General features: G+C 61.0%; 13 protein-coding genes. 7 read left to right on the top strand and 6 right to left on the bottom strand.

Features of this window, described 5'->3' with window-relative positions:
- Positions 1-49: 49 nt before the first annotated feature.
- Positions 50-439: a transcriptional regulator gene (locus tag ACODSV_RS06055; protein ID WP_150054865.1), complete on the bottom strand. Its 390-nt coding sequence runs from the start codon at positions 437-439 to the stop codon at positions 50-52.
- Between the two features lie 155 nt (positions 440-594).
- Here ACODSV_RS06055 and ACODSV_RS06060 point away from each other — a divergent pair, with 155 nt between their 5' ends.
- Positions 595-870, top strand: coding sequence for a hypothetical protein (locus ACODSV_RS06060; RefSeq protein ID WP_024076801.1), 276 nt, complete (start codon positions 595-597; stop codon positions 868-870).
- 48 nt (positions 871-918) lie between these two features.
- On the opposite strand, the gene ACODSV_RS06065 is transcribed toward ACODSV_RS06060, so the two are convergent.
- Entirely contained in the window at positions 919-2,265 is a 1,347-nt protein-coding gene (locus ACODSV_RS06065) for a DEAD/DEAH box helicase (protein WP_041160994.1), read from the bottom strand.
- Positions 2,266-2,458: 193 nt separating this feature from the next.
- Here ACODSV_RS06065 and ACODSV_RS06070 point away from each other — a divergent pair, with 193 nt between their 5' ends.
- Positions 2,459-3,757 (top strand): mechanosensitive ion channel family protein, encoded by a 1,299-nt coding sequence (locus ACODSV_RS06070; protein ID WP_024076803.1) that lies wholly within the window; start codon positions 2,459-2,461, stop codon positions 3,755-3,757.
- Positions 3,758-3,921: 164 nt separating this feature from the next.
- On the opposite strand, the gene ACODSV_RS06075 is transcribed toward ACODSV_RS06070, so the two are convergent.
- The 3 genes from ACODSV_RS06075 to ACODSV_RS06085 all read right to left on the bottom strand — a co-directional run bounded on the left by ACODSV_RS06075 (position 3,922) and on the right by ACODSV_RS06085 (position 6,056).
- Positions 3,922-4,788, bottom strand: coding sequence for a carboxylate/amino acid/amine transporter (locus ACODSV_RS06075; protein ID WP_150054399.1), 867 nt, complete (start codon positions 4,786-4,788; stop codon positions 3,922-3,924).
- Positions 4,789-4,990: 202 nt separating this feature from the next.
- Positions 4,991-5,590 (bottom strand): FMN-dependent NADH-azoreductase, encoded by a 600-nt coding sequence (locus ACODSV_RS06080; RefSeq protein WP_150054400.1) that lies wholly within the window; start codon positions 5,588-5,590, stop codon positions 4,991-4,993.
- A 151-nt stretch (positions 5,591-5,741) separates the two neighbouring features.
- Entirely contained in the window at positions 5,742-6,056 is a 315-nt protein-coding gene (locus ACODSV_RS06085; protein ID WP_024076806.1) for a 3-phosphoglycerate kinase, read from the bottom strand.
- A gap of 49 nt (positions 6,057-6,105) precedes the next feature.
- Here ACODSV_RS06085 and ACODSV_RS06090 point away from each other — a divergent pair, with 49 nt between their 5' ends.
- The 5 genes from ACODSV_RS06090 (at position 6,106) to aqpZ (ending at position 11,219) form a co-directional block, all read left to right on the top strand.
- Complete coding sequence (locus ACODSV_RS06090; RefSeq protein ID WP_024076807.1) at positions 6,106-7,029, top strand: LysR family transcriptional regulator; 924 nt, start codon at positions 6,106-6,108, stop codon at positions 7,027-7,029.
- A gap of 14 nt (positions 7,030-7,043) precedes the next feature.
- Positions 7,044-7,847, top strand: a complete 804-nt coding sequence (locus tag ACODSV_RS06095; protein ID WP_150054401.1) for an alpha/beta fold hydrolase — start codon at positions 7,044-7,046, stop codon at positions 7,845-7,847.
- 3 nt (positions 7,848-7,850) lie between these two features.
- The gene (locus tag ACODSV_RS06100; RefSeq protein ID WP_003210708.1) at positions 7,851-8,414 is read left to right on the top strand and encodes a peptidylprolyl isomerase A; all 564 of its coding nucleotides are present in this window, start codon (positions 7,851-7,853) and stop codon (positions 8,412-8,414) included.
- Between the two features lie 83 nt (positions 8,415-8,497).
- Positions 8,498-10,330 (top strand): ABC transporter ATP-binding protein, encoded by a 1,833-nt coding sequence (locus ACODSV_RS06105; RefSeq protein WP_024076809.1) that lies wholly within the window; start codon positions 8,498-8,500, stop codon positions 10,328-10,330.
- 187 nt (positions 10,331-10,517) lie between these two features.
- Complete coding sequence (aqpZ, locus tag ACODSV_RS06110; RefSeq protein WP_024076810.1) at positions 10,518-11,219, top strand: aquaporin Z; 702 nt, start codon at positions 10,518-10,520, stop codon at positions 11,217-11,219.
- 12 nt (positions 11,220-11,231) lie between these two features.
- Here aqpZ and ACODSV_RS06115 read toward each other — a convergent pair whose 3' ends face one another.
- Positions 11,232-12,356 (bottom strand): GNAT family N-acetyltransferase, encoded by a 1,125-nt coding sequence (locus tag ACODSV_RS06115; protein ID WP_150054403.1) that lies wholly within the window; start codon positions 12,354-12,356, stop codon positions 11,232-11,234.
- Positions 12,357-12,632: the final 276 nt, after the last annotated feature.

The raw sequence follows: 12,632 nt of genomic DNA on the forward strand, positions 1-12,632 counted from the left end.
GACAGCTGCGGCGTACCCGACGGCGCGAAGGGGCCGGGTATGGAGGGGTTCAAGCGATCTGTGCCTTGGACGCCACTTCAGCAAAGGTCGTCGGGTCCAACGCATCTGCCTGCTCATCCAGCACTTGGCGTGGGTGATCATTGCCCGGAATAGAGCTGTCGATCAGCGCCAGCAACTGCGCGCCGAGCCCGGTCAGGATAAAGTTTTCGCCGTTGCCGCCCTCTTCCTCAGGTCGCGATTCAATAAAACCGCGCTTGAACAGCAGCGCTTCATAATCCGCAGCGGTTTTTTTCAACGCATCCAGGTTGCCCGTGGACTCGCCCGCCGTGGCCTTCTCGGCCGCTTCCTCTTCGGCGTACTTGCGTGGGGCGAAGCTGCCCTCGCCGTTCTGCACTTCATGCAGCAGACGTTCGATCAAATCCCAGTTGTAAGTCGTCATCCTGATTCCTCCTGCGGGCCGATGGAAAGGGAGCCCGTCTCAAGGTGTGACACGCCGCGTCACTGGCCGTTCAGCCAAATGGACGAGCGTCATTTCTCTGAACTTTCCAGACGTTCGCGTCCTCAACTGCACATAACCACCAAGGAGGTCCCAGTATGAAAACCCTGATGAACCTGGTCATTGCCGCCACGTTGCTCACGGCCCTGCCCGCCTGGGCCTGTACGCCGGACGAGGCGACCGCCAAGCGCGAACAGCTGGGGCAGGAAGTGGCGAAACTCACCGAACAGAACCCCTCCAAGGCCAAGGAGATGAACGACGAGTTGCAGAAAATGGACCTGGATACCCAGAGCGCGGAGTTCCCCGACAAGTGCCAGTTGATCGATGCCCGCCTCAAAGAATTGAAAGAGGCCGCCGCCAAGGCGAAAAACTGAAGGCAAAAAAAACCGGACAACGTCCGGTTTTTTTATTTCACCCCTGCCTTACTCGGCAGCCGGCGCTTCTGGCTTGCGGCGCTTGAGCGGTGCCATGCCGTCCTTGCTGACGAGCGACAGGTTGTCGGTCTTCGGCCGGTTGGTGATCTTGCGCTTGGTCGGCGACTTGGCGCCGGCCTTTTTCTTGTCGCCCTTGGCGTCGACTTTTTTCTTCTTCACGCCAACGGCCTTGCCCGACGCCTTGACCTTCTTCGGTCCGGTGTAGGTGCCTTTGACTTCCTTGATGGTGCGACGCTCGAACGACTGCTTGAGGTAGCGCTCGATGCTCGACATCAGGTTCCAGTCGCCGTGACAGATCAGCGAGATCGCCAGGCCATCGTTGCCCGCACGCCCGGTACGACCGATACGGTGCACGTATTCGTCGCCGCTGCGGGGCATGTCGAAGTTGATGACCATGTCCAGGCCGTCCACGTCCAGGCCGCGGGCGGCGACGTCGGTGGCCACCAGGATCTTCACGCCGCCGGCCTTGAGGCGATCGATGGCCAGCTTGCGGTCCTTCTGGTCTTTCTCGCCGTGCAGCACGAACGCCTTGTAGTCCTGCGCCACCAGGCGACCGTAGATGCGATCGGCCGCAGCGCGGGTATTCGTGAAGACAATGGCTTTCTGATAGGTCTCATTGGCCAGCAGCCAGTTGAGGATCTGTTCTTTGTGCACATTGTGGTCAGCGGTGATGATCTGCTGGCGCGTGGTCGCGTTCAGGTCGCTGACGTTGTTGACCTGCAGGTGCTCAGGGTTGTTCAGGACCTTGGCCACCATGTCGCGCAGGGTCGAACCACCGGTGGTGGCGGAGAACAGCATGGTCTGCTGGCGATTGACGCACTCGCCCACCAGGCGCTGTACGTCGTCGGCAAAGCCCATGTCGAGCATGCGGTCGGCTTCGTCCAGCACCAGCACTTCGACCTCCTTGAGGTCGAGGTTGCCAGCGTTGAGCTGCTCGATCATGCGGCCCGGCGTGCCGATCAGGATATCCGGCACCTTGCGCAGCATGGCGGCCTGGACCTTGAAGTCTTCGCCACCGGTGATCAGGCCGGACTTGATGAAGGTGAATTGCGAGAAGCGCTCCACTTCCTTCAGGGTCTGCTGGGCCAGCTCGCGGGTCGGCAGCAGGATCAGGGTCTTGATGCTGACGCGGACTTTGGCCGGGCCGATCAGGCGGTTAAGAATCGGCAGGACGAAAGCGGCAGTCTTGCCACTCCCGGTTTGAGCCGTCACCCGCAGGTCACGCCCTTGGAGCGCGAGCGGGATGGCCGCTGCTTGCACAGGCGTAGGCTCGACAAATTTAAGCTCGGCCACGGCTTTGAGCAGGCGTTCGTGCAGGGCGAATTGGGAAAACACGGGTGCTACCTCGAAGAAATACAAAATATCAGCTGCATAGGGTACCGGTTTCGGCCGTCCAAACCGAGTCTCTTTACGCGAACGGCGCTAATCAGCCGCTTTTTTGTCAGCTGGTTTGTCCACAACGTCAACTTTATTGCACTTAAATGCTCTAATCGCCCCGTCTTGTCTTACAGAAGAATCGGTTTCACCCATGGATATCAAACAGTTCTGGCTCAACGTCCAAGACCTTTGGGGCGCCCTCGATCAACACCCGTTGTTGCATGCTGGCCTGGGTATGTTGGTGTTGCTGGTGGTGGCCCTGTTACTGGGCCGGGTGGCGCGCTACCTCATCCTTCACGCCATCAAGCTGCTCGGCAGGCAACCGCCCCTGCATTGGCTCAACGATCTGCGGCACAACAAAGTCTTCCATCGCCTGGCACAGCTGACGCCGTCCCTGGTGATCCAGTTCGGCTTGTACCTGGTGCCAGACCTGAGCAAGACCGCCACCCTGTTTATCGGCAACGTCGCGCTGGCATTCACCCTCCTGTTCATGACGCTGGCCATGAGCGCCCTGCTCAACGCCCTGCTCGACATCTATGCCCGTACCGAACATGCGCGCACGCGCTCGATCAAGGGGTATGTGCAACTGGCGAAGATGGTGCTGTTTGTCTTTGCCGCGATCATCATCGTCGCCACCCTGATCGACCGCTCGCCGTTGCTGCTGCTGTCGGGCCTGGGCGCCATGTCGGCGGTGATCCTGTTGGTGTACAAGGACACCCTGCTGTCGTTCGTCGCCAGCGTGCAGCTCACCAGCAACGACATGCTGCGGGTGGGCGACTGGATCGAAATGCCGCAGGTCGGTGCCGACGGCGATGTGGTCGATATCACCCTGCACACCGTCAAGGTGCAGAACTTCGACAAAACCATCGTCTCCATCCCCACCTGGCGCCTGATGTCCGAGTCGTTCAAGAACTGGCGCGGCATGCAGGCGTCGGGTGGGCGACGCATCAAGCGCAGCCTGTACATCGATGCCAGCGGTGTGCGGTTCCTGCGCGATGATGAAGAAACGCGCATGACCCAGGTGCATCTGCTCACCGACTACATCAGCCGCAAGCAGGCCGAACTCAAGGCCTGGAACGAAGCCCAGGGCCACAGCGCGCAACTGTCGGCCAACCGTCGCCGCATGACCAACCTCGGCACCTTCCGCGCATACGCCCTGGCCTACCTGAAAAGCCACCCAGACATCCAACCGAACATGACCTGCATGGTGCGCCAGATGCAAACCACCGCCCAGGGTGTGCCGTTGGAAATCTACTGCTTCACCCGCACCACCGCGTGGGCGGATTACGAGCGGATCCAGGGGGATATCTTCGATTACTTGCTGGCGGTGTTGCCGGAATTTGGGTTGAGTCTCTATCAACAACCCAGCGGGAATGACTTGCGTGCCGGGGTGTTGCCGGCGGTGTTGGGGGCCAGTCATCTACCCGCCATCGAACAGCATTCGGGTTAACACTGCATCCTCCGTGGGAGTTTCTGACTTAGCGCTGCCGCGCAGCGAACTGCCCCACCACCCCCTGTGGCAAGCCCGCTCACCGCAACAAGCCTGCTCGCCACAGTTCCTCCTTGACTGACTGGCATTGGGGCTCTCCACAACAGCCCGCTCCCCTGGGGGGATCAGCGCAGCACTGGCTCCTTGCGCGCCCCCAACCGACTGATCCACACCGCCCCCAGAATCACCAGGCCACCCAGCGCCAACCGCCCCAGCGGCTCGTGCTGGTTCCAGATCAGCAGGTTCAGCAGCAGCCCCACCGGCACATGCAAATTGTTCATCACCGCCAAGGTGCCGCCGTTGACCAGGCAGGCCCCCTTGTTCCACCAATACATGCCCAAGGCGGTACTGACCAATCCGAGGAACACCAGCACGCCCCATTGCAATGGCGCTTCCGGCAGGAAGTTGGCTTTGCCGAACAACAGGAACGCCGGCAGCACCACCAACAACGCGCCCAGGTAGAAGTAACCGAAGCGTCGATAGTGCGGCAGGTCGCTGGGGTAGCGCGCCACCAGGTGCTTGTACATGACCTGCCCGGCGGCGTAGGTGAAGTTGGCCAGTTGCAGCAACAGGAAGCCCATGAGGAAGTGCGGGGTGATCTGGTCGAAACGGATCACCGCCGCTCCCGTCACCGCCACCAAGGCGGCGATCAGCGCCCAGGGATTGAAGCGGCGGTTGAGCGCGTCTTCGATCAGGGTCACATGCAACGGGGTGAGGATGGTGAATAGCAGCACCTCCGGCACCGTGAGCACACGAAAGCTCAGGTACAGGCACACGTAGGTCACGCCAAACTGCAGCGCGCCAATCACCAGCATGCCGCGCATGAAGGCCGGTTCCACCGCGCGCCAGCGGGTCAACGGGATAAAGACCAGCCCGGCCAGCAGCACACGCACCAGCACCGCGAAGTAGCTGTCGACGTGACCGGCGAGGTATTCGCCGATCAAGCTGAAGGAAAATGCCTGAATCAGGGTGACAACCAGTAGATAGCCCATGCGCGCCTCATTTCGAATGGGCGGGACATTAAAGGTTTTCGGCGTTTGACGAAACTCGGGGCAAAAAAAACCCGACCTCGCTATAGCGTCAGTCGGGCAGGAGCACTCAGGAGCAACAAGTGCAAAGGGAGGTTCTTACGCGTACTTGAAGGGTTTGCGTGGAGCGATATAAACACCGCGCGATTATCTGGCGATTAAAGGATCAAGCCACCTGCGCCAGCAGCGCCTTGGCGTGGTTGATGCCCTTTTCCTGGAAGTCACTGCTCAGGTTCACGCCTTCGGCATGAATGAAGGTGACGTCATGGATCCCGATAAAAGCCATGACCTGGTGCAGGTAGGGTTCCTGGTGATCGGAGCTGGCGCCGGCATGGATACCGCCGCGAGCGGTCAACACGATGGCGCGTTTACCGGTGAGCAGGCCTTGGGGGCCCGTGGCGGTGTACTTGAAGGTCACACCCGCACGCAACACGTGGTCCAGCCAGGCTTTGAGGGTGCTGGGGATGGCAAAGTTGTACATCGGTGCCGCCATCACCAGCACGTCGGCGGCGAGCAGTTCATCGGTCAATTCGTTGGAACGGTCGAGGGAGGCCTGTTCGCTGGGGTTGCGCTGGTCGGCAGGTTTCATCCAACCGCCGAGCAGGTTGGCGTCCAGGTGCGGCACCGGGTCAAGGGCGACGTCACGCACCGTGATCTGATCTGCCGGATGGGCGGCCTGCCATTGGCTGATGAACTGTTGGGTCAGTTGCCGGGAAATCGAATCCTGTTGGCGGGCGCTGCTTTCGATGATCAGAACATTGGACATGGCTTCGTAGGCTCCATCTGCATTTGCTGTAAGGCGATGGAGTGAAGAGTAGACAGAGCCAATTCGATAAAAAAGCGCAAAAAACTGCTATAAACCATCTAGAAATTTGTTTATAAGCGGAGTATTCCTGTCGGGACGCTCCGCTGCTGCTTTATTTCGGGGCGCAGGCCAGGGCGATCCGCATCTTGATGATCGCGCGGTTGAACTTGACGGTGGTGTTGGTGCTTTTACCCGCCGGTACCGTGACCGTGCGTCGACGGGGTGATTCCGGACCGTTGGTAAAGGTGACCGAACACACGGCGTCCTTCGTGCCGTAGTTATTCAATTGAATCGAGCTGATGTCGCCGTCCACATCGGAGGCGGTGTAATCGATGCTCACGCCGTCGATTTTTTTAGTCACGTCGATGGGGTAGGCAAAGGCACTCATCGGCAACAGCGCCAGCAACACACAACAGAATTTTCTCATTCGGCAGTCTCCAATAAGGACCGCCAGCTTAGGACAAGAGGAGCTCATCTTGAAAGCGCCCCGCGTTACCCTTGATCAATGGCGCACGCTGCAAGCCGTGGTCGACCATGGCGGCTTCGCCCAGGCGGCTGAAGCGCTGCACCGTTCGCAGTCCTCGGTGAGCTACACCGTGGCCCGCATGCAAGACCAACTCGGCGTTCCGATGTTGCGCATCGACGGGCGCAAGGCGGTGCTGACCGAGGCCGGTGAAGTGCTGTTGCGCCGCTCCCGGCAACTGGTGAAAAACGCCAGTCAACTGGAAGACCTGGCCCACCATATGGAACAGGGCTGGGAGGCCGAAGTGCGCCTGGTGGTCGATGCCGCCTACCCGAATGCGCGCCTGGTGCGTGCCTTGACGGCCTTTATGCCGCAAAGCCGCGGTTGTCGCGTGCGCTTGCGTGAGGAGGTGCTGTCGGGCGTCGAAGAGCTGTTGATGGAAGGCGTGGCCGACCTGGCGATCAGCAGTTTCAGCATTCCCGGCTACCTGGGCACGGAAATGAGCGATGTGGAGTTCATCGCCGTGGCCCATCCCGAGCATGCCTTGCACCGCATGAACCGCGAGTTGAGCTTCCAGGACCTGGAAAGCCAGATGCAAGTGGTGATCCGCGATTCCGGTCGCCAGCAGCCGCGCGATGTGGGCTGGCTCGGCGCCGAGCAGCGCTGGACCGTCGGCAGCCTGGCCACCGCCGCCGCCTTTGTCGGCAGCGGCCTGGGCTTTGCCTGGCTGCCCCGGCACATGATCGAACGCGAACTCGCCGAAGGCGTGCTCAAGCAGCTACCCTTGGAACAGGGCGGCAGCCGCCATCCGACGTTCTACCTGTATTCAAACAAGGACAAACCCTTGGGCCCAGCCACGCAGATCCTGGTGGAGCTGCTGCGCACGTTTGACACGGCCCCCTTGGACGCCCCTTTCGCCGCCCCGCAGCAAGCCTGAAACGGAGTTCAAGCATGGCCTGGTTCGACCACGAAGGCTGCCACCTGCATTACGAGGAATACGGTCACGGCACGCCGCTGATCCTGATCCATGGCCTGGGCTCCAGCAGCCAGGATTGGGAGCTGCAGATCCCGGTGCTGGCCAGGCATTACCGCTTGATCGTGGTGGATGTACGCGGCCATGGGCGCTCCGACAAACCTCGAGAGCGCTACAGTATCCAGGGCTTTACCTTCGACCTGCTCGCCCTGATCGAACACCTGGACCTGCCGCCCGCCCATGTGGTGGGCTTGTCCATGGGGGGGATGATCGCCTTCCAGCTGGCGGTGGACGAGCCCGGCCTGGTCAAGAGCCTGTGCATCGTCAACAGCGCGCCCGAGGTCAAGGTTCGCAGTGCCGATGATTACTGGCAGTGGGCCAAGCGCTGGACCCTCGCGCGCGTGCTCAGCCTGGCCACGATCGGCAAGGCTCTCGGCGACCGGCTGTTCCCCAAACCGCACCAGGCCGACCTGCGCCGCAAGATGGCCGAACGCTGGGCAAAAAACGACAAACGTGCTTATCTCGCCAGCTTCGACGCGATTGTAGGCTGGGGCGTACAGGAACGACTTTCGAGGATTACCTGTCCAACCCTGGTCATCAGCGCCGACCACGACTACACCCCCGTGGCGCAGAAAGAAATCTATGTAAAACTGCTGCCCGATGCGCGGCTGGTGGTGATCGAGGATTCCCGCCATGCCACGCCCTTGGACCAACCCGAAGTCTTTAACGCTACGTTGCTCGATTTTCTAAAGACAGTCGAAACCACTACCCAGGATCACTGACCCATGCTGAAAAAAATCGCCTTCTTCGCCGGTTCCGTATTGTTCGCTGCCAACCTGATGGCGGCCGAGCCTGCCAAGGCGCCGCACGTACTGATCACCACCACCAATGGCGACATTGAAATCGAACTGGACCCGGTCAAGGCGCCGATCAGTACCAAAAACTTCCTGGCCTACGTCGACAAGGGCTTCTACACCAACACGATTTTCCACCGCGTGATCCCGGGCTTCATGGTCCAGGGCGGCGGGTTCACCCAGCAGATGTCGCAAAAACCGACCGAAGCGCCGATCAAGAACGAAGCCAGCAATGGCTTGCACAACGTACGTGGCACCTTGTCCATGGCGCGCACCAACGATCCGAACTCGGCCACCAGCCAATTCTTCATCAACGTCGCCGACAATGCCTTCCTCGATCCAGGTCGCGACGCCGGTTATGCCGTGTTCGCCAAGGTAGTCAAGGGCATGGATGTGGTCGACATCATCGTCAACTCGCAGACCACCACCAAGCAAGGCATGCAGAACGTGCCTATCGATCCTGTCCTGATCAAGTCGGCCAAGCGCATCGACTGAGGTCTGCAGGTAGTTCCGTGCGGTGCCCACCAGGCACCGTGCGCATTTGAACAGGAGAGCCCGCCAGGCGGGCGTCAACCCTAATGCTCTATCGTCGTTTTGAACAACTGATCGACATCTTCCGCGAAGCCCCCAGCGCGGCCCCTCCCGATAAAGTCCTGCCCTTCTATCTCTATTACCTGCGCCAGGTGTGGCCGAGTTTTGCCGCGCTGCTGGTGGTGGGCCTGATCGGTGCGCTGATCGAGGTCGCGCTGTTCAGCTACCTGAGCCGCATTATCGACCTGGCCCAGGGGACGCCCCCGGCGAACTTCTTCCAGTTGCACAGCACCGAGCTGATCTGGATGGCCGTGGTGGCCCTGCTGCTGCGCCCGATCTTCGGCGCCCTGCATGACCTGCTGGTGCACCAGACCATCAGCCCCGGCATGACCAGCCTGATCCGCTGGCAGAACCACAGCTACGTGCTCAAGCAGAGCCTGAATTTTTTCCAGAACGACTTCGCCGGGCGTATCGCCCAGCGCATCATGCAGACCGGCAACTCCCTGCGCGACTCCGCTGTCGCGGCGGTGGATGCGATCTGGCACGTGGCGATCTATGCGATCAGCTCGCTGGTGTTGTTTGCCGAAGCCGACTGGCGCCTGATGATCCCGCTGGTGACCTGGATCGTCTGCTACAGCCTGGCGCTGCGCTACTTCGTGCCCAGGGTGAAAGAGCGCTCGGTGATTTCCTCCGAGGCGCGCTCCAAATTGATGGGCCGGATTGTCGACGGCTACACCAACATCACCACCTTGAAGCTGTTTGCTCACACCCATTACGAGCAGCAATACGCCAAGGAAGCGCTCATCGAGCAGACCGAAAAAACCCAACTGGCCAGCCGCGTGGTGACCAGCATGGACGTGGTGATCACCACCATGAACGGCCTGCTGATCGTCACCACCACTGGCCTGGCCCTGTGGTTGTGGACCCACTCGCTGATTTCCGTAGGCGCGATTGCGCTGGCGACCGGTCTGGTGATTCGTATCGTCAACATGTCCGGCTGGATCATGTGGGTGGTCAACGGCATCTTCGAAAACATCGGCATGGTGCAGGACGGCTTGAAAACCATCGCCCAGCCACTGGCGGTGATCGACCGCGAAAACGCCCCGCGCCTGAGCGTCCCCCATGGGGAAGTGCGCTTCGAGCAGGTGGATTTTCACTATGGCAAGAAGAGCGGGATCATTGGCGGCCTGAACCTGACCATCAAGGCCGGGGAAAAAATCGGCCTGATCGGCCCGTCCGGCGCGGGCAAATCGACCCTGGTCAACCTGCTGCTGCGCCTCTACGACCTGCAGGGCGGGCGCATCCTGATCGACGGCCAGGACATCGCCGAGGTTGCCCAGGAATCCCTGCGCGAACAGATCGGCATGATCACCCAGGACACCTCGCTGCTGCACCGCTCGATCCGCGACAACCTGCTGTATGGCAAACCGGATGCGACCGATGAAGAACTCTGGGCCGCCGTGCACAAGGCGCGCGCCGATGAGTTCATCCCGCTGCTGTCGGATGCCGAAGGACGTACCGGGCTGGATGCACACGTGGGTGAGCGCGGGGTCAAACTCTCCGGCGGCCAACGGCAACGGATTGCCATCGCCCGCGTACTGCTCAAGGACGCGCCGATCCTGATCATGGACGAAGCCACGTCGGCGCTGGACTCGGAAGTGGAAGCCGCCATCCAGGAAAGCCTGGAGACCCTGATGCAAGGCAAGACGGTGATTGCGATTGCGCACCGATTGTCGACCATCGCACGCATGGATCGCCTGGTGGTGCTGGAGAAAGGCCAGATCGCCGAGAGCGGCAGCCACGCCGAGCTGCTGGCCCATGGCGGGCTGTATGCGCGGTTGTGGCAACACCAGACTGGCGGGTTTGTCGGTATCGATTGAAAACTGCCGGCCTACGCAACTCAAAATGTGGGAGGGAGGGAGCTTGCTCCCTCCCCCATGAGTACCCTGGATTTGTGCCGGAACCGTGCTGTACTCAGTGCAGTGCCCAGGCGGGCGCTGAAGTAAATCCGCAGGGAGCATCACTGATTTACTGATTCGGTAGAGCGATCTATCAAGGACGGGTTGCATGTCTTTGTTCAAGCGTTCAGTCACAGAAGGGTTGGGCACGTTTTGGCTGGTGTTGGGCGGTTGCGGGAGTGCGGTGTTGGCCGCGGCGTTTCCCGCCGTCGGCATCGGGTTGTTGGGTGTAGCCCTGGCGTTCGGGCTCACGGTGCTGACCATGGCCGTCGCCATCGGACACATCAGCGGTTGTCACCTGAACCCAGCGGTATCGGTGGGGCTGGTGGTGGGCGGGCGGTTTCCGGCCAGGGAATTACCGGCCTACATCGTGGCCCAGGTAATTGGCGGCACGGTCGCCGCAGCGCTGCTGTACTTCATCGCCAGCGGCAAGCCAGGGTTTGAACTGGCGTCGGGCCTGGCCTCCAACGGCTATGCCGAGCATTCGCCGGGGGGCTACTCATTGGCTGCGGGGTTTGTCTGTGAGTTAGTGATGACGACGATGTTCGTGCTGATCATCCTTGGCGCCACCGACCCTCGTGCCCCGAAGGGCCTCGCGCCGATCGCCATCGGCCTGGCCCTGACCTTGATCCACCTGATCTCCATCCCCGTGACCAACACCTCGGTCAACCCGGCCCGCAGTACGGGCCCGGCGCTGATCGTGGGCGGGTGGGCGATCCAGCAGTTGTGGATGTTCTGGCTCGCGCCGATTCTCGGCGCGGTGGTCGGCGGTTTTACCTATCGATGGCTGGGCAAGGAGGAGCCGGCCTGAGGCCGCGCGGGTTCAGCCCTGCCGGTAAGGCAGGGCTGCCCTCGCCTCTTCGGCATACGCCAGGATCCCCACCCGCTCGCGCGCCAGGAAATCCTCAACGGCTTTTTTCAACCCCGGATGACGCAAGTAATGCCATGACCGGGTAATCACCGGCTCAAACCCGCGAATCAACTTGTGCTCGCCCTGGGCGCCGGCGTCGAAACGTTGCAGGCCGTGGGCGATGGCGTAGTCCATGCCCTGGTAGAAACAGGTTTCGAAATGCAGGCGGTCAAACTCCGCCAGGCAGCCCCAGTAGCGGCCGTAGAAACTGTCGCCACCGACCAGGCTGAACGCCATGGCCACCGGGCGGGCGCCTTGCTTGGCCAGCACCACGCGGATAGCTTCGGGCATGCGCTCGGCGAGCAGGCTGAAAAACGCGCGGGTCAGGTAGGGCGATTGGCGTCTGACGGCGTAGGTGTTGGCGTAGCAGGCATAGACAAAATCCCATTGCGCTTCGCTCAGTTCATGGCCTTGTAGCCACTCAAATTCAATGCCCTGTCCCGCCACCTGTTCGCGTTCCTTACGCATCTGTTTGCGCTTGCGTGAACTCAGGGCGTCGAGAAAGTCCTGGAAGTCGCGATAGCCACGGTTCTGCCAGTGAAACTGACAACCCAGGCGCTGCATCCAGCCCGGCTGCTGGGCCAGGGCGTCATCGGCCAACGCATCGGTGAAATTGATATGGGCGCCGGAGAGCCCCTCGATTTCCAGGTAGCCCGGCAGGCTTCGGAGCAGTTCAAAAGCGTCGGCGGCATTGGCCGCCAACACGCGCGGTCCGCTGACCGGACTGAACGGTACGGCCGTCAGCAGCTTGGGGTAATAGTCGATACCGGCACGCTCACAGGCATCCGCCCAGCCGTGATCGAACACGTACTCGCCGTAGGAGTGCCATTTGCGATAGCCGGGTAACGCCGCGACCAGCCGATCGCCCTCCCAGTGCAACAGATGCTCCGGTTGCCAGCCGGAATGGGGGCCGACGCTACCGCTGTCCTCCAGCGCACTCAGGAACGCATGACGCACGAACGGTTGGGCGTGCGGCACCAGGGCATCCCAGGTCTGAGGGGCGGTTTCGGACAGGCTTGGCAGGCGTTGCAACGGCATCGGCATCCTCACTACTTCAGGGCGTGAAAGCCTGGCGAGTATCGCTTATCGCCGGACCCAGTACACCCTCAAATCGCCGGACAAGGCCGCATGCCAATAGTTCCTTCTTAAATAATTTGTCATGTAGATGACATTACTTCGCCACTGCGCCGTCATAAACCATCGCGATACTGACGCCTGTTTTTAGAGCGCCTGGTTCTACCGGGCGGCTATTTTTTCCGTCCGTCCTCGGTCGGTTGTGTCCTGGATGGTTTGCCATCCCTCCTCACTTTCGGA

This window comes from Pseudomonas sp. FG86 (assembly GCF_057808775.1).